Annotated in this window: 16 protein-coding genes and 1 tRNA gene; all 17 read left to right on the top strand. The window is 54.8% G+C overall.

Annotation, left to right across the window (positions count from 1 at the left end; all coding sequences use genetic code 11):
- Nucleotides 1-7 precede the first annotated feature (7 nt).
- The 17 genes from secG (at nt 8) to nuoN (ending at nt 17,735) form a co-directional block, all read left to right on the top strand.
- The gene (gene secG, locus CPY64_RS11980; protein WP_042482536.1) at nt 8-415 is read left to right on the top strand and encodes a preprotein translocase subunit SecG; all 408 of its coding nucleotides are present in this window, start codon (nt 8-10) and stop codon (nt 413-415) included.
- Between the two features lie 225 nt (nt 416-640).
- Nucleotides 641-725: transfer RNA gene (locus CPY64_RS11975), tRNA-Leu, on the top strand.
- Between the two features lie 613 nt (nt 726-1,338).
- Entirely contained in the window at nt 1,339-2,541 is a 1,203-nt protein-coding gene (locus tag CPY64_RS11970) for a porin (RefSeq protein WP_042482533.1), read from the top strand.
- 518 nt (nt 2,542-3,059) lie between these two features.
- Nucleotides 3,060-3,419 carry an NADH-quinone oxidoreductase subunit A gene (locus CPY64_RS11965; protein WP_003801061.1) on the top strand — a complete coding sequence of 120 codons (360 nt, stop codon included), beginning with the start codon at nt 3,060-3,062 and terminating at the stop codon, nt 3,417-3,419.
- 146 nt (nt 3,420-3,565) lie between these two features.
- Nucleotides 3,566-4,042 (top strand): NuoB/complex I 20 kDa subunit family protein, encoded by a 477-nt coding sequence (locus tag CPY64_RS11960; RefSeq protein WP_003801059.1) that lies wholly within the window; start codon nt 3,566-3,568, stop codon nt 4,040-4,042.
- Between the two features lie 26 nt (nt 4,043-4,068).
- Entirely contained in the window at nt 4,069-4,680 is a 612-nt protein-coding gene (locus tag CPY64_RS11955) for an NADH-quinone oxidoreductase subunit C (protein WP_042482529.1), read from the top strand.
- 5 nt (nt 4,681-4,685) lie between these two features.
- Entirely contained in the window at nt 4,686-5,939 is a 1,254-nt protein-coding gene (locus tag CPY64_RS11950; protein WP_003801056.1) for an NADH-quinone oxidoreductase subunit D, read from the top strand.
- Nucleotides 5,940-5,968: 29 nt separating this feature from the next.
- Entirely contained in the window at nt 5,969-6,463 is a 495-nt protein-coding gene (nuoE, locus tag CPY64_RS11945) for an NADH-quinone oxidoreductase subunit NuoE (protein WP_026483139.1), read from the top strand.
- Entirely contained in the window at nt 6,460-7,827 is a 1,368-nt protein-coding gene (gene nuoF / locus CPY64_RS11940; protein ID WP_009456684.1) for an NADH-quinone oxidoreductase subunit NuoF, read from the top strand. Before nuoE ends, nuoF begins: the two co-directional genes overlap by 4 nt.
- A gap of 14 nt (nt 7,828-7,841) precedes the next feature.
- The gene (gene nuoG, locus CPY64_RS11935) at nt 7,842-10,172 is read left to right on the top strand and encodes an NADH-quinone oxidoreductase subunit NuoG (protein WP_042482523.1); all 2,331 of its coding nucleotides are present in this window, start codon (nt 7,842-7,844) and stop codon (nt 10,170-10,172) included.
- Nucleotide 10,173: 1 nt separating this feature from the next.
- Complete coding sequence (nuoH, locus tag CPY64_RS11930) at nt 10,174-11,247, top strand: NADH-quinone oxidoreductase subunit NuoH (RefSeq protein ID WP_042482520.1); 1,074 nt, start codon at nt 10,174-10,176, stop codon at nt 11,245-11,247.
- A 17-nt stretch (nt 11,248-11,264) separates the two neighbouring features.
- Complete coding sequence (gene nuoI, locus CPY64_RS11925; RefSeq protein WP_003801051.1) at nt 11,265-11,753, top strand: NADH-quinone oxidoreductase subunit NuoI; 489 nt, start codon at nt 11,265-11,267, stop codon at nt 11,751-11,753.
- An 18-nt stretch (nt 11,754-11,771) separates the two neighbouring features.
- Nucleotides 11,772-12,413, top strand: coding sequence for an NADH-quinone oxidoreductase subunit J (locus tag CPY64_RS11920; RefSeq protein WP_042482517.1), 642 nt, complete (start codon nt 11,772-11,774; stop codon nt 12,411-12,413).
- A 2-nt stretch (nt 12,414-12,415) separates the two neighbouring features.
- On the top strand, nt 12,416-12,724 hold the full coding sequence (gene nuoK / locus CPY64_RS11915; protein WP_026483136.1) for an NADH-quinone oxidoreductase subunit NuoK: 309 nt from the start codon (nt 12,416-12,418) through the stop codon (nt 12,722-12,724).
- 15 nt (nt 12,725-12,739) lie between these two features.
- Complete coding sequence (gene nuoL, locus CPY64_RS11910; protein WP_042482514.1) at nt 12,740-14,746, top strand: NADH-quinone oxidoreductase subunit L; 2,007 nt, start codon at nt 12,740-12,742, stop codon at nt 14,744-14,746.
- Between the two features lie 11 nt (nt 14,747-14,757).
- Nucleotides 14,758-16,245: an NADH-quinone oxidoreductase subunit M gene (locus CPY64_RS11905; protein ID WP_042482583.1), complete on the top strand. Its 1,488-nt coding sequence runs from the start codon at nt 14,758-14,760 to the stop codon at nt 16,243-16,245.
- A gap of 11 nt (nt 16,246-16,256) precedes the next feature.
- A complete protein-coding gene (gene nuoN, locus CPY64_RS11900) occupies nt 16,257-17,735 on the top strand; it encodes an NADH-quinone oxidoreductase subunit NuoN (protein ID WP_042482510.1) in 1,479 nt (492 codons plus the stop codon).
- Nucleotides 17,736-17,742 lie beyond the last annotated feature (7 nt).

The following is a 17,742-nucleotide window of genomic DNA, read 5'->3' as shown; positions in this document are numbered from 1 at the left end:
TCTTTAAATGCAAGATTGGATGTCTTCCGTTCTGATGGCGGTGCAGGTTATCTCCTCGCTGTTGATTATTGGTCTGGTGCTGTTGCAGCAAGGCAAGGGCGCTGATATGGGCTCGGCCTTTGGTGGCGGCTCGGCAGGGAGTGTATTTGGTGCGGCGGGTGCGGCCAACTTTTTGTCGCGTATGACCAAGTGGGCGGCAATCGTCTTTTTTGTGTCTACCGGCGGTTTGGCCTGGGTTGCTCACCATCCTGCACAGAAAGTGGATGCAGGTGTGATGCAAGGCTACGAATCCTCCGTTCCTGGTGCGGCTCCATCGGGTGCGGCTTCGGTTCCTGCTCCAGGTGCTTCTGTGCCGGCAGCTGTTCCTTCGGCAACTCCTGAGCAGAACGCGCCAGCCGTTCCTGCGGCTGAGTAAATTCGCTTTGTTTGTGAGTTCTTCGTTGCTCTATATATAAGAAGCAACAAAGATCACAAGCAGGATCGGAAAGTACGATATCGAAGCCCGCCGTTATGGCGGGCTTTGTTCGTTTTGCGGTGTTTGTGTGGAATATGCCTGAGAACGAGCTTTTTTAGCTGTTTTGGCCTGTTTTGTACTGACAGTCTTACTTTGGTCATGCTAATATCGCTGTCTTGATTGCTTGCCGACGTGGTGGAATTGGTAGACACGCTATCTTGAGGGGGTAGTGGCGAAAGCTGTACGAGTTCGAGTCTCGTCGTCGGCACCAAACAAAAAGCTCTGTGATGGCAGAGCATGGAAACAAAACCTGAACCTGAAAAGGGCAGGTTTTTTTTTCGTCATTTTTTGGCCGTTGCGACTTTTTGTTTTCGGTGCTGGCGCTGCGATCTCCGGGCCTGTTTTTTGCTGGGTTGGGAGTCGGCTGAATCGGGTCAGTTCATGTTGAATTCATCGTTCGAATACTTTCTCATAATATGAGAATTTATTAAGTTGTTTGCGTGGTCGGTTTGGGCTCTCAATATGAGATGGGCGGCTTTTCTATCGGTTTAAAGCGTAATTTGGCTTTTAGCCTTGTTTGCGGGAAACCAGTATTGGCGACCGATTGCCAGGAATACTTAAAGCAAGTTCTTAAGAAGATGGTGGCTTTAGCCTGCTAATTGTCGTGCTGGCTCAAAGTGGCTTTGAAAGCCGCTGTAAGTGGGTTTTTGTTGTGTATAGCCAACAAGCTGTGCACAAAGATTCACGTTTCCGAAGGGTTTCGTAGTCAAGCGACGGGAATTTTGATGCAATAGCGTTAACTTCCCATCGCGGAGTTAGAAAGAGCAGCAGCACTGTTGTAGTTGGGCTGCTCTGATTTACTCAAATCTACGGAGATTTCTTACATGAAAAAGACTCTGCTCGCTGCTGCTCTGATGGCCGGCTTCGCTGGCGTCGCACACGCAGAAACGTCTGTCACCCTGTACGGTATTCTGGACGGTGGTATCGGTTACCAAAAAGTTAAAGGTACTGACGGTTACGCTCAACAGGCTAATGAGCCAGAAATCAATTCCAAGCGCACTGGTCTGATCAACGGTATTCAGTCCGGCAACCGCTGGGGTCTGAAGGGTTCCGAAGATCTGGGCGATGGCCTGCGTGCTGTGTTCGTTCTGGAAAGCGGCTTCACTCTGGCTGACGGTAAGTCTGCTCAAGGTAACCGTCTGTTCGGTCGTCAAGCTACTCTGGGTCTGGCTGGTGACAGCTGGGGTCAATTGGATCTGGGTCGTCAGACCAACATCGCTTCCAAGTACTTGAGCGCTGTTGCTGATCCATTTGGCGGTGGTTTCGACCAAGCTAACATCGGTGCTGCTTTCACATCGGCTAACACCGTTCGTTACGACAACATGGTGATGTACCAAACCCCTAACTTCTCCGGCTTCCAGTTCGGCGTTGGTTACTCGTTCAACGCGAACGGTAGCCAATACTGGGACAAAGATTTGCCAGTGCATGCTTCGAATGGCGGTGGCAATGTCAACGCTAAAGACCTGAACAAGCAAGCAGTTACCACTGGTCTGCGCTACGCCAACGGTCCTATCGGCTTGGCTCTGACATATGACCAAGTTCGTAACCGTGGTGTTGCTATTGATACCGTTAATGACGGTTTCTACACTCAGGGTGAAGACACCACAATCAAGTCCTGGAACATCGGTGGTAGCTACGACTTTGAAGTTGTGAAAGCTTACTTGGCTTTCGGTCAAACTCGTAACGGCCTGTTCGAAGGTCAAACCTTTGGTGAACTGAACAAGCAAGCTACCTTGGGTAAAGGCTTGAAGGTTAACTCCTACTTGGTCGGTTTGTCCGCGCCTGTTGGTGCCGGCACCATCATGGGTTCTTGGACAATGGCTGATCCACGCTCGGCTCCAGATACCTTGGCTAACAGCACTGGTCCTTGGGAAATGAAGAAGCAGCACACCTTCAACCTGGGTTACAGCCACCCGCTGAGCAAGCGCACGAACGTGTACGCAATTGGTTCCTACGCCAAGAACGTGTACTTCATGCCTGATGCCAAGGCCACTCTGATCGGCGTTGGTGTGCGTCACCAGTTCTAATCGTTTCGCGTAGCATGTCTACGCGTTGCGAAGGGCAAGCCTTCGGGCTTGCCTGAGCTGATGAAGTATAAAAAGCCATCCTTCGGGATGGCTTTTTTATTTGGCTGTTTTTTGTCTGCCTGGTTGGCTGTTGTCGCTGTTTGTTTGTGTATCTGTTCCTGCCATGGCTGCTTATATGCGCAATCATATAATCTTTCAAGGTGGGCCGGGCTGGGCTTGCGACCATCCGGTCTTGTTCGTCTTGCTTACAAAATAAGCACGAAAAATCGTTTTCCTGGCTTCCCTGGCTGACATTTTCCTTACAAAAGCGGGTAAGATGATTGATCGATGCTTGAAATCGCAACCCTTAATAAAGTAAATAATCAATAGTTGAAGGGTTTTTGGTCAGGTAGCTGACGGTTTTTGCGGCATGGGTGCAACACCCGTGCATAGATGTAATGGTTTGGGGTTATCCCCCAAAACTGTGCTCTCAAAATGCTACAATCCAAGAGTTTATTTACTGCGATTGGATGCTTTGCATGAACCTGCAAGAGTACTTTCCCGTTTTGCTATTTATCATCGTCGCCACTGGGATTGGCCTGGCTCTACTTTTAGTCGGTCGAGTGCTTGGTCCAAACCGGCCCGATGCTGAAAAGCTCTCTCCTTACGAATGCGGTTTTGAAGCATTCGGCGATTCGCGCATGAAGGTGGATATTCGTTACTACCTGATCGCGATTCTGTTCATCATGTTCGATCTGGAAATTGCCTTTCTGTTTCCCTGGGCCATGGCCAATGGAACAGTAGGTCTGGTTGGTTTCTGGACCGTTATGGCGTTCCTGGCCGTTTTGACGGTCGGTTTTATCTACGAATGGAAAAAAGGCGCTCTGGACTGGGAGTAACCCATCCATAGAGAACCCTGCCAGGGGTTTTCGCGTCTGCTGCTGGGCATAAGGGGCACGAGGATGCGTCTTGATGACAGCGGGTTTGGTCAGCAACAGGATAGGCCGGGGCTTCCCAGGGCCTGATCCGGCAAAAGGCAACTACTATGGCTATCGACGGCATTCTCAAAGAAGGTTTTGTGACGACCAGTGCAGACAAGTTTCTGAACTGGGCAAAAACAGGGTCCATGTGGCCCATGACATTTGGTCTGGCCTGTTGTGCAGTGGAAATGATGCACGCTGGTGCGGCTCGTTATGACCTGGACCAATTTGGCATTATTTTCCGTCCCAGCCCACGTCAATCTGACTTGATGATTGTGGCGGGCACCCTGTGCAACAAGATGGCACCTGCCTTGCGCAAGGTATACGACCAGATGGCCGAGCCACGTTGGGTTGTATCCATGGGCTCCTGTGCCAATGGTGGCGGCTACTACCACTACTCCTACTCGGTTGTGCGCGGCTGTGACCGCATCGTGCCGGTAGACGTGTACGTGCCGGGCTGTCCTCCAACCGCTGAAGCTCTGGTTTATGGCTTGCTGCAAATGCAGAACAAGATCCGTTTGACCAATACCATCGCACGCTGATCGGTTAGAACAGGCTAAACAAGACTATGACACGGCTAGAAACTTTAAAAACCAACTTGCTCTCTATCCTTGGCGAGCAGGCTGCGTTGACGCAAGCGCGCAATGAACTCACTTTGGAAGTGCCGGTTGATGCATGGCTCGATACCTGCACACTGCTGCGTGACCACGCTGATCTGCGCTTTGAGACCTGTATCGACTTGTGCGGGATTGATTATTCCGCCTGGAAAGCGCCTACCTATCAGGCTGCATCGGCTCAGTTTCCCCATCGCTTTGCCGTTGTGCTGCACCTGATGTCCTTGAAGCACAACTGGCGTCTGCGTGTGCGCTGCTTTGTGCCCAACGACGATTTCCCCGCTTTGCCAACCCTGTTCGAGGTCTGGCCTTCGGTGAACTGGTTCGAGCGCGAAGCGTTTGACCTGTACGGCATTATTTTCGAGAACCACCCTGATCTGCGTCGCATCCTGACCGACTACGGTTTCATCGGTCATCCGTTCCGCAAAGACTTCCCCATCTCCGGCTACGTCGAAATGCGCTATGACACCGAGCAGAAGCGGGTCATTTACCAGCCCGTCACCATCGAGCCGCGTGAAATCACGCCACGAGTGGTGCGCGAGGACGATTACGGAATTGGGCGATAAGCATCATGGCAGAAATTCAAAACTACACCCTGAACTTTGGTCCTCAGCACCCAGCCGCACACGGTGTGTTGCGTTTGGTGCTTGAGCTGGACGGCGAAGTCATTCAGCGTGCTGACCCCCATATTGGTCTGTTGCACCGCGCCACTGAAAAACTGGCCGAGCACCGCACTTTCCTGCAAACCCTGCCATACATGGATCGTCTGGACTATGTGTCCATGATGGTTAACGAACACGCCTACTGTATGGCTGTGGAACGTCTGGTCGGGGTTGAGGTTCCTTTGCGTGCTCAATACATCCGCGTCATGTTTGACGAGATCACCCGCATCCTGAACCACCTGATGTCCGTGGGTTCGCATGCGCTGGACGTGGGTGCCATGGCCGTGTTCCTGTACGCCTTCCGTGAGCGTGAAGACCTGATGGACTGCTACGAAGCGGTCTCCGGTGCCCGTTTGCACGCGGCCTACTACCGTCCAGGTGGCGTTTACCGCGATCTGCCCGGCACCATGCCGCAGTACAAGGCCAACAAGTACCGCTCCGACAAGGAACTGAAAGCCATGAACGAAGCGCGTTCAGGCTCCTTGCTGGATTTCATCGAAGACTTCACCAATCGTTTCCCCGCTTGTGTCGACGAGTATGAAACCTTGCTGACCGATAACCGTATCTGGAAGCAGCGTTTGGTGGGTGTGGGCGTGGTCGATCCCGATCGTGCCAAGGCGCTGGGCTTTACCGGCCCCATGCTGCGTGGTTCGGGCGTGGAGTGGGATCTGCGCAAGATGCAGCCCTACGAAGTCTACGATCGCGTTGAGTTTGATATTCCTGTGGGCCGTAACGGTGACTCTTACGACCGTTACCTGGTTCGTATCGCAGAAATGCGCGAGAGCAACCGCATCATCCGTCAGTGTGTACAGTGGCTGCGCAACAACCCCGGTCCTGTCATTACGGATAACCACAAAGTGGCGCCGCCATCGCGCGAACGCATGAAAACCGGGATGGAGGATTTGATCCACCATTTCAAACTGTTCTCCGAAGGTATGCACGTGCCTACTGGCGAAGTGTATGCCGGTGTGGAGCATCCCAAGGGCGAGTTTGGCATTTATCTGGTATCTGACGGCGGTAACAAGCCTTACCGCATGAAGATCCGTGCTCCGGGCTTCGTCCACTTGCAGGCCCTCGATGAAATGAGCCGCGGTCACATGATTGCCGACGCGGTAACGATCATCGGCACGCAGGACATTGTGTTTGGCGAGATCGACCGCTAAGGTCGCGCCTGGAAAAACGGAACCGAATTATGTTGCTTTCCGAAAAAGCCTACCAACAGATAGATAAGGAACTGAGCAAGTTCCCGGCAGATCAACGTCGCTCTGCCATCATGGCCTCCCTGGCCATTGCCCAGCAGGAAAAAGGCTGGGTATCGCCAGAAATTATCGAGGATGTGGCCCAATACATTGGCGTGGAGCCTATCGCTGTGCAGGAGGTTGCGACCTTCTACAACATGTTCCACACCAAGCCCGTTGGCCGCGTCACCATTTCCGTTTGCACCAACTTGCCCTGTGCGCTGCGTGATGGCGTCAAGGCTGGCGAGTACCTGAAAGAGAAACTGGGTATCGAATACGGTGAAACCACGGCGGACGGCCAGTTCTCCCTGATCATGGGAGAGTGCATGGGTTCATGTGGTGATTCGCCCGTCATGTTGCTGAACAATCAGCACATGTGCGTGCGCATGGAAGCCGAGCGCATTGATGCCATGCTCGAAGAATTGAAGACACACGGAGAATCGGCATGATTGCACCGGACATTCTGCGCAAGTTCGCACAGGGATTGGAACCTAACCCTGGTGGAGACCTGTCGCGCAGCATGATTTTTCATGATCGTCATATCCAGCCACAGATTCTGGCTGGTTTGAACGGCGACAACTGGGGCCTGGAAGAGTACGTCAAGCGTGGTGGCTATGAAGCCCTGCGCAAGGTCTTGACCACCGGCATGAAGCCCGAAGACGTGATTGCTGAAGTCAAGACTTCGGCCTTGCGCGGTCGTGGTGGTGCAGGTTTCCCGTCGGGCTTGAAGTGGAGCTTCATGCCCCGCAGCTTGCCCGGTCAAAAGTACTTGGTATGTAACTCCGACGAGGGTGAACCCGGCACTTTTAAAGACCGCGATATTCTGCGTTTCAACCCGCACATCGTGATCGAAGGCATGGCCATTGCCGCCTACGCCATGGGCATTACCGTGGGCTACAACTATATCCACGGTGAAGTGTTCGAAATCTATCAGCGTTTTGAAGAAGCGCTGGAGCAGGCCCGTGCGGCAGGCTTTCTGGGTGACAAGATCCTGGGTTCGGATTTCAGCTTCCAGCTGCATGCGTTCCACGGTTACGGTGCCTACATTTGCGGTGAAGAAACCGCCTTGCTGGAGTCCCTGGAAGGCAAGAAGGGCCAGCCCCGTTTCAAACCGCCATTCCCGGCCAGTTTTGGTCTGTACGGCAAGCCGACGACCATCAACAACACCGAAACCTTCGCTGCTGTGCCCTGGATTTTGCGCAACAGCGGTCAGGAATACCTGGAAGTGGGTATCCCCAACGCCGGTGGTACCAAGATCTTCTCCATTACGGGTGACGTAGAGCGTCCCGGTAACTACGAAGTGCCTCTGGGTACACCCTTTGCCACCTTGCTGGAACTGGCAGGCGGCATGCGTGACGGTCGCAAACTGAAAGCTGTGATCCCTGGTGGTTCCAGCTCGCCCGTTTTGCCCGCCGACATCATCATGGCAACCAACCTGGACTATGACTCCATTGCCAAGGCTGGTTCCATGCTGGGTTCGGGCGCTGTCATCGTGATGGACGAGACTCGTTGCATGGTCAAGTCCCTGCTGCGCCTGTCCTATTTTTACTATCACGAAAGCTGCGGCCAGTGCACGCCGTGCCGCGAAGGCACAGGCTGGTTGTGGCGCATGGTGCATCGTATCGAGAACGGTCAAGGTCGCCCAGAAGATCTGGACATGCTCGATGACATCGCACAGAACATCATGGGTCGCACCATTTGCGCCCTGGGTGATGCTGCTGCCATGCCGGTGCGCAGTTTCGTTAAGCATTTCCGCGACGAGTTCGCACACCACATCGAGCATAAAGGCTGTGTGGTGCCTCAATATTTGTAGGCCAGGACAACGTAATGGTAGAACTCACCATCGATGGCATTAAAGTTGACGCCCCGGAAGGCAGCATGGTCATTCAGGCTGCCCATGACGCCGGGGTCTACGTGCCGCACTTCTGTTATCACAAAAAACTGAGTATTGCCGCCAACTGCCGCATGTGTTTGGTGGACGTGGAAAAAGCGCCCAAGCCTTTGCCTGCTTGCGCCACTCCCGTCACCAACGGCATGGTTGTGCGTACTCGTTCGGAAAAAGCCATTGCCGCTCAAAAGAGCGTCATGGAATTTCTGCTGATCAACCACCCTCTGGATTGCCCCGTGTGTGACCAGGGCGGTGAGTGTCAGCTGCAGGATCTGGCCGTGGGTTACGGTGGCTCCGAGTCGCGCTACAAGGAAGAAAAGCGCGTCGTGGCTGCCAAATCCATGGGCCCACTGATCTCGACCGAAGCCATGCAGCGTTGCATTCACTGCACCCGTTGTGTGCGTACTGGCGAAGAAATCGCCGGTGTCCAAGAGGTTGGTATGCTCAACCGCGGCGAACACGCCGAAATCACTACCTTTGTGGGTCGCGCAGTCGAGTCCGAATTGTCGGGCAACATGATTGACGTTTGCCCCGTAGGTGCCTTGCTCTCCAAACCTTTCCGCTTCAATGCCCGTACCTGGGAGCTGGCCCGTCGTCGCAGCGTTAGCCCGCACGACAGCGTGGGTGCCAACCTGGTGCTGCAGGCCAAGATGGACAAGGTACTGCGTGTTGTTCCTTTCGAGAACGACGAAGTCAACGAGTGCTGGATCAGCGACCGTGACCGTTTCTCCTACGAAGGCCTGTACACCGAAGACCGTCTGACTCGCCCCATGGTGCGTGGTGATGACGGTCAATGGCGTGAAGCCTCCTGGAACGACGCCATGCAAACCATCGTTGCCGGTATGAATGCCGTGCGCGAGAAGTTTGGTGCAGATCAACTGGGCTGTATTGGTTCGGCTACCTCCACTACCGAAGAACTGGCTTTGCTGGCTCGTCTGGGTCGTGCTCTGGGTACCGAAAACGTGGACTTCCGTCTGCGTCAGACCGATGCCCGTCTGGATGGCGCCCTGGCCGGTGTACCTTGGTTGGGTATGTCTCTGACTGCCTTGAACGAGCTGGATCGCGTTCTGGTCGTAGGTTCCTTCCTGCGTAAAGATCACCCCTTGATGGCTCAGCGTCTGCGTCAGGCTGTTAAACGTGGTGCTCAAGTTTCCTTTATTGATTCGGCTGCCGATAATCCATTGTTCAATGCGATTGCTGGCCGTATGACGGTGGCTCCCAGCCAGTTGGCCAACTCCCTGGCTCAAGTGCTGGTTGCCGTTGCCAAAGCCAAGGACAGCGCCGTTCCTGCTGGTCTGGAAGGTGTACAGGTTTCTGCTGAAGCTCAGCAGATTGCTGACAGCCTGGCCTCCGGCGAACGCGTGGCCATCTTGCTGGGCAATATGGCTGTCAACTCGGATCAGGCCAGCGTGATTGCTGCTAACGCCAATGCCATTGCACAGGCTAGCGGTGCCAAGTTGGGCTTCCTGACTGCCGGTGGTAACACCGTCGGTGGTTACCTGGCCAACGCCGTACCAGGCAAGGGCGGTTTGACTGCCGAGCAAATGCTGGCTCAAACCCTGCGTGCTTACCTGGTTCTGAACGTCGAGCCTGCTCTGGACAGCGATCTGGGCGAACGTGCTGTAGAAACACTGAAGTCCGCCACCTTCTCGGTCGCGCTGACTTCCTATCGCTCCGCTGCCGAGCAGTGGGCCGATGTGATGCTGCCCGTCTCTCCTTTCACTGAAACCTCCGGCACCTTTGTGAACGCCGAAGGCCGTGTACAAAGCTTCAAGGGCGCCGCTGCTCCCGTGGGCGATACACGTCCGGCCTGGAAGGTTCTGCGCGTACTGGGCAATCTGTTCCAGCTGGATGGTTTCGACGACGAAACCTCCGAATCGGTGCGTGACTCTGTCATGGCTGCTGGTGTGGAATCGCGTCTGTCCAACCAGATCAATCTGGCTGCCAGCGTTCTGCCTGCAGCAAGCGGTCTGGAGCGTGTGGCTGATGTGCCTATCTACCGTAGCGATGCGTTGGTGCGCCGTTCGGCTCCCTTGCAGGAAACACCTGCCTCGGCAGCACCTACGGCTCGCATGGCCGCCGCCACGCTGGCTCAACTGGGTCTGGCCGACGGCGATCTGGTGAAGGTTCGTTCTTCGCAAGGCGAAGTCAGCTTGCCAGCTCAGCTGGATGACACCGTGGCATTGAACTCGGTGCGTGTTGCCACCGCTTTTTCTGAAACTGCCGCTTTGGGTAGCGCATTCGGTCAATTGACAGTGGAGCGTGCATAACATGGAATTTCTCTCTGCCATCAATAGCTACGGTTCGGACCTGCTGGGTCCGGACGCATGGTATGTGGTGTGGACGCTGCTGAAGATTGTCGCTATCGCGGTGCCCGTCATTCTGTGTGTTGCGTACCTGACCTACTGGGAACGCAAGATGATCGGCTTCATGCACGTTCGTCTGGGACCAACCCGTGTTGGTTACCGCGGCCTGCTGCAGCCTTTCGCTGACGTTTTCAAACTGCTGACCAAAGAGCTGATCGTTCCTGCGAAGTCCAACAAGGTTCTGTACCTGTTGGCTCCGGTTGTGACGCTGATGCCTGCTTTGGCCGCCTGGGCGGTGATTCCTTTCAGCCCCGATGTGGTTCTGTCCGACGTGAACGCCGGTCTGCTGTACATTCTGGCGATTACTTCGCTGGGTGTGTATGGTGTGATCGTGGCCGGTTGGGCGTCCAACTCCAAGTACGCCTTGCTGGGTGGTCTGCGTGCAGCCGCTCAGGTGCTGTCCTACGAACTGGCCATCGGTTTCGTGCTGATTACCGTGTTGCTGGTTTCCGGCACGCTGAATCTGTCGGGCATCGTGGTTGGTCAGACTCAGGGTTACTTTGCGGACAAGGGCTTGAACTTCCTGTCCTGGAACTGGCTGCCACTGCTGCCACTGTTTGTGATCTACGTGATTTCCGCCGTTGCTGAAACCAACCGTCACCCGTTTGACGTGGTGGAAGGCGAATCGGAAATTGTGGCTGGTCCCATGGTGGAGTACTCCGGTACTGGTTTCGCTCTGTTCTTCCTGGGCGAATACGCCAACATGATTTTCCTGTCGGCGCTGGCGTCCATCATGTTCTTGGGTGGCTGGACTCCCATTGTCGAGTTCGCCCCATTTACCTGGATTCCGGGGTGGCTGTGGCTGGGTCTGAAGACCTTTGTCGTGGTCTCCATGTTCATCTGGTTCCGTGCAACGTTCCCACGTTACCGCTATGACCAGATCATGCGTTTGGGCTGGAAAGTATTTATCCCGCTGACCGGTGTTTGGCTGGTTATTGTGGCGATCTGGATGCAGACGCCCTGGAACATCTGGCATTAAGGCTAAGGGGCAAGATTATGGAAGCAATCAAAGATTTCTTTGGCAGCCTGATGCTGTCCGAGATGCTCAAAGGCATGCGCCTGACGGGGAAGTATTTCTTCAAGCGCAAGGTAACCCTGCGTTATCCCGTTGAAACCACGCCCGCTTCGCCACGTTTTCGCGGTCTGCACGCTTTGCGTCGCTACGAAAACGGCGAAGAGCGTTGCATCGCGTGCAAACTGTGCGAGGCCGTATGTCCCGCCATGGCCATCTCGATCGAATCGGCAGAGCGCGAGGACGGCACCCGCCGCACCACGCGTTATGACATCGATCTGGCCAAATGTATTTTCTGTGGTTTCTGTGAAGAGAGCTGCCCGGTCGATTCGATCGTGGAAACGCATATTCACGAGTACCACGGTGAAAAACGCGGCGATTTGTACTACACCAAGGACATGCTGCTGGCTATCGGTGACCGCTACGAAGACGAGATCGCTCGTCGTCGTGCCGCAGATGCACCTTATCGCTAAGGCCGGAGCTCTACACTCATGTTATTTACTACTGTTCTGTTTTATGTGCTGGCGCTGGTGATGGTGGTGGCCGCGTATCGCGTGATCGCTGCCAAAAACCCGGTTACGGCCGTATTGCATTTGATTCTGGTGTTCTTCACGGCCGCCATGATGTGGATCACGATGGGCGCCGAGTTCCTGGGCCTCTTGCTGGTGGTGGTCTATGTGGGCGCCGTGATGGTGATGTTCCTGTTCGTCATCATGATGCTGGACGTACGTCAGGAATCCGCTGCCAAGAAATTCAAGGCTCACGTGCCGATGGGGCTGTTGATCGGCGCCATCATGGTTCTGGAAATGGGCTTTGTACTGACCAAGCTGTGGTTCACAACGGCACCTGCTGCTGCGGTGGCTGCGGATTACAACAACACCCGCGTCATTGGCGAGTTGATGTACTCCCAGTACGTGCTGGCTGTGTTGCTCGGTGGCATTGTGCTGCTGGTTGGCATGATCTCGGCCATTGCACTGACTCTGCGTAAACGTGAAGGTGTCAAACGCACCGTCTCCAGCGAACAGGTCAAGGTTCGCGCCAAAGACCGTCTGCGCATGGTTTCCATTCCTTCTCAAACCGAAAAGCCGTCGGTGTCCAGTTCGGCTGACGCTGTCGTGCCAGGAGACAAATGATGATGACGCTGACGCTTGCGCACTATTTGGTCCTGGGCGCTGTGCTGTTCACGATCGGCCTGTTTGGCTTTTTCCTGAACCGTCGCAACCTGATTATCTTGCTCATGTCTGTTGAGCTGATTCTTTTGTCGGCCAACATGAACTTTGTGGCCTTCTCCACCTGGATGGGCAACGAGGCAGGTCAGGTGTTTGTCTTTTTCGTCCTGACGGTCGCTGCGGCCGAGGCGGCCATTGGTCTTGCAATTCTGGTTCTGTTGTTCCGTAACCTTAATTCGATCAATGTCCAGGATCTCGACCAGCTCAAGGGTTGATGGGATAGCACACTAATGAACTCCATAAATCTTTACTTAACGATTGCGCTTGCTCCCCTGGTGGGTTCGGCGCTAGCCGGTTTGTTCGGTACCGGCTTTCTGGGTCGATTTATCGGCAAGACAGGCGCTCACCTGATTACGATCGCGGGCGTGCTGATTTCCTTTATCGGCTCGGTCATGGTCATGTTGCAGGTTCTGGAAGGCCAGACCTTCAACGGTCCGGTCTACACCTGGATCACCATTGGCAGCATTCAGTGGGACATCGGTTTCCTGATCGACAAGCTGACTGCCCTGATGATGGTGGTGGTCACTTCCGTGTCGCTGATGGTGCACATCTACACCATTGGCTACATGAAAGATGACCCGGGCTATCAGCGCTTTTTCTCCTACATTTCGCTGTTTACCTTCTCGATGCTGATGCTGGTCATGTCCAACAACATGCTGCAGTTGTTCTTCGGTTGGGAAGCAGTGGGTCTGGTGTCTTACCTGCTGATTGGTTTCTGGTACGAGCGCAAGACCGCGATTTTCGCCAACATGAAGGCCTTCCTGGTCAACCGTGTGGGTGACTTCGGTTTTGCTCTGGGTATTGGCTTGCTCTACGCCTACACCGGCTCCATGAACTACAGCGACGTGTTCGCCAAGGTTCAGGAACTGAGCACCATGACATTCCCCGGTACCGACTGGCAATTGCTGACCGTCGCTGCTCTGGCCCTGTTCGTGGGTGCCATGGGTAAATCGGCTCAGGTGCCGTTGCACAGCTGGCTGCCTGATTCCATGGAAGGTCCTACTCCTATCTCGGCACTGATTCACGCCGCGACCATGGTGACGGCCGGTATCTTCATGGTGGCTCGTTTCTCGCCTGTGTTTGAACAGTCGACAACGGCGCTGTCCTTCATCATCGTGATCGGTGCAACCGGTGCCTTGTTCCTGGGCTTGCTGGGTATTATCCAGAACGACGTCAAGCGCGTTGTGGCTTACTCCACCTTGTCCCAGCTGGGTTACATGACGGTGGCTCTGGGTGCTTCGGCTTACTCGGCCGCTGTGTTCCACCTGATGACACACGCTTTCTTCAAAGCCTTGCTGTTCCTGGGCGCCGGTTCGGTGATTATCGGTATGCACCACGATCAGGACATCCGCAATATGGGTGGTCTGCGCAAGTACATGCCTATTACCTGGCTGACTTTCCTGATCGGTACGCTGGCTCTGGTGGGTACGCCGTTCTTCTCGGGTTTCTACTCGAAAGAACACATCATCGAAGCCGCAGGCGAAGCCGGTATCTGGGGTTCGACCTACGCTTACTACGCCACACTGATCGGTGTGTTCGTCACCTCGCTGTACTCCTTCCGTCTGTACTTCCTGGTATTCCACGGCAAAGAGCGTTTCCGTGACGTCAAGCACGACGAGTCGCATGGTCACGACGACCATCACGCTCACGGTGGTGGCGATCCTCACGAATCGCCCTGGGTGGTTACGCTGCCGCTGGTGCTGCTGGCCATTCCATCGATCTTCGCCGGTATCTGGTTTGTGGATCCGCTGCTGTTCGGTGGCTACTTTGAAGGCATTGTGACGGTTCTGCCCGAGCATCCTGCAATGGCTACGCTGGCTGAGCACTGGACTGACTGGATGGCTTATGCCGTACACGGTTTTGGCACGCTGCCATTCTGGCTGGTTGTGGCTGGTGCTGTGGTGGCCTGGTACATGTACCTGGTTAATCCCGCCTTGCCTGCCGCTATCAAAAAGAACTGCTCTTTTATCTACCGTATCCTGGAGAACAAGTACTACGTTGACTGGTTCAACGAGCAAGTGCTGTCTCGTGGCGTTCGCTGCCTGGGTACGGGCCTCTGGAAAGGTGCTGACCGCGGTCTGATTGACGGCCTGGTGGTCAACGGTAGTGCGCGCGTAGTGGGCTGGGTGGCTGCAATCAGCCGTCATATCCAGTCCGGCTATGTCTATCACTACGCCTTTGCCATGATCCTCGGGATCCTGGCGCTCTTATCCTTTTTTGTACTGACGGTTCGGTAATGGCTAGCGATATGGCGTCTTCTACTCTTCCTTGGTTAACGCTGGCGATTTTCGTACCTATCGTCGCTGGCCTGTTGGTGCTGGCTCTGGGACGTGATGATCGTCCCACCTTCACCCGCTGGCTGGCTTTGCTGGGTTCGATCGCCGGTCTTGTTGTCACTATTCCTCTCTACACGGGCTTCAATCCCGGTACAGCTGACATGCAGTTTGTTGAGCTGGCCCCCTGGATTGATGCCTTCAAGGTGAATTACCACCTTGGCGTGGATGGTATTTCCATGTGGTTTGTTCTGCTGACCGCTTTCATCACGGTGATCGTGGTGCTGGCGGGCTGGCAGGTGATTACCAGCCGCGTGGCGCAATACATGGGTGCCTTCCTGATCCTGTCGGGTCTGATGGTTGGCGTGTTTGCCGCTCTGGATGGCTTGCTGTTCTACGTGTTCTTTGAAGCCACGCTGATCCCGATGTATCTGATCATCGGTATCTGGGGTGGTCCAAACCGCGTGTATGCATCGGTCAAGTTCTTCCTCTACACCTTGATGGGCTCCCTGCTGACGCTGATTGCTTTCATCTACCTGTGGAACGTGTCTGGCGGTACCTTCGATATCCTGACCTGGCACAAAGTCCCCTTGGACTACACCACGCAGGTGCTGATCTTTGTGGCGCTGTTCATGGCGTTTGCAGTGAAAGTGCCTATGTGGCCCGTCCACACCTGGTTGCCTGATGCCCACGTGGAAGCACCTACCGGTGGTTCCGTGGTTCTGGCTGCCATCATGTTGAAACTGGGTGCTTACGGTTTCCTGCGCTTTTCCCTGCCCATCGCTCCTGATGCTTCGCAAGGTCTGGCCGGAATCATCATTGCCTTGTCCCTGGTCGCGGTGATCTACATTGGTCTGGTTGCGATCGTTCAGGACGACATGAAAAAGCTGGTGGCGTACTCCTCTGTGGCTCACATGGGTTTTGTCACACTGGGCTTTTTCGTGTTCAACACCACGGGTATGGAAGGCGCGATCATGCAAATGATCTCGCACGGTTTCGTGTCCGGCGCCATGTTCCTGTGTATCGGTGTTCTGTACGACCGTCTGCACAGCCGCCAGATCGCCGATTACGGTGGTGTGGTCAAGGTCATGCCTCGTTTCGTCACCTTCTTTGTGCTGTTCTCGATGGCCAACAGCGGTTTGCCAGGTACCAGCGGCTTTATCGGTGAGTTCACCGTCATCATGGGCGCGGTTGAGTACAACTTCTGGATTGGTCTGTTGACAGCAACAGCGCTGATTACAGGTGCGTCTTACTCGCTGTGGATGCTCAAGCGCGTGGCCTTTGGCCCCGTGGGTAACGACAAGGTTGCCGGCATGAGCGACCTGAGCGGCCGTGAGTTCTTCGTTCTTGGCGTAATGGCGATTGCGGTGCTGGGCATGGGTGTGTATCCCAAGCCATTCACCGAGGTCATGCACGTTTCGGTTGAAGCGTTGCTGCAACACGTCTCCATCTCGAAACTGTAGGCCGAATCACTATGGATACTACCTTTAACTTTTCTCTGGCTTTGCCTGAGATCCTGCTCCTGGTTCTGGCTTCGTGTGTGCTGATTTTTGATGCATTCAGTACACACAAACAGCGCCATTCGACGTTTGTTTTCAGCCTGCTGACGCTTGCCGTAGTTGCGGCCAGCGTGGCCTGGCAGTGGTCCAAGGGTGTGAGCGGTGTCTCGTTTGGTGGCCTGTTCGTCGTGGACGAGATGGCTCACTTCCTGAAGCTGCTCTCGTGTGTGGCCGTGGCTGCCACCCTGATCTACGGTCGTGAATACGCTGAACAGCGTGACATGATGGAACGTGGTGGCGAGCTGTACACCCTGACTCTGATGGCTCTGCTGGGCCAGATGATCATGATTTCGGCCAACAGCATGTTGACCGCTTATCTGGGTGTGGAGCTGATGTCCTTTGCGCTGTATGCATTGGTTGCGCTGCGTCGTGAACATCGTCAGTCCATTGAAGCGGCTTTGAAGTACTTCGTGCTGGGTGCTTTGGCATCGGGTATCTTGCTGTACGGTATGTCCATGATTTTTGGCGCTACCGGCCATCTGGAATTTCCGCGCATCGCTGAAGTCATCTCCAACGGTCAAGCCGAGCGTCTGGCTCTGGTCTTCGGTGTGGTGTTTGTGGTTGCCGGTCTGGCTTTCAAATTGACGGCGGCTCCTTTCCACATGTGGACACCGGACGTTTACCAAGGCGCCCCAACCACCGTCACCCTGATCATCGGTGCTGCTCCCAAACTGGCTGCTTTTGCCGTGACCATGCGCTTCCTGGTTGAAGCCCTGCACGGTATTGCCGTGGACTGGCAGCCCATGCTGCTGATCATGGCCGTGCTGTCGCTGGCTCTGGGTAACCTGACGGCGATCATGCAAAAGAATCTCAAGCGTATGCTTGCGTATTCGACCATCTCGCACATGGGTTTCATTTTCCTGGGCTTGCTGGCTGGCGTGTTCAATGGCGAGACTCACTCTCAAGCCTACGGTGCTTCGCTGTTCTACGTGGTGATCTATGTTCTGACCACACTGAGCACTTTTGGTCTGATTCTGATCCTGAGCCGTCGCGGTTTTGAATGTGAAAACATCAGCGACCTGAAGGGCCTGAACCGTCGCAACCCTGGCTTGGCTCTGGTCTGGCTGCTGTCCATGTTCTCCCTGGCTGGTATTCCTCCGCTGTCCGGCTTTGCCGCCAAGCTGAGTGTTCTGCAAGCCGTGGTGGGCGCGGGCTATGTCTGGCTGGCCGTGTTTGCCGTGATCATGTCCTTGATCGGTGCTTTCTACTATCTGCGTGTCGTGAAGGTTGTTTACTTCGACGAACCCGAAGGTGAAGAGCATCCTGTGGCAACAGGCTTGCTGACCAAGCTGGTCATGCTGGTGAACGGTGTTCTGATTATCGGCCTGGGCTTGTTGCCTGGTGGTTTGATGGATACCTGCATCCGCGTGATTCAGTCGTCCTTGCAGTTTTAAGTAGGTA

Source organism: Alcaligenes faecalis, assembly GCF_002443155.1.
Taxonomy (GTDB): Bacteria; Pseudomonadota; Gammaproteobacteria; order Burkholderiales; family Burkholderiaceae_B; genus Alcaligenes; species Alcaligenes faecalis.
Note: the sequence above shows the minus strand (reverse complement) of the source record. Positions and strands in the feature narration are given on the sequence as shown.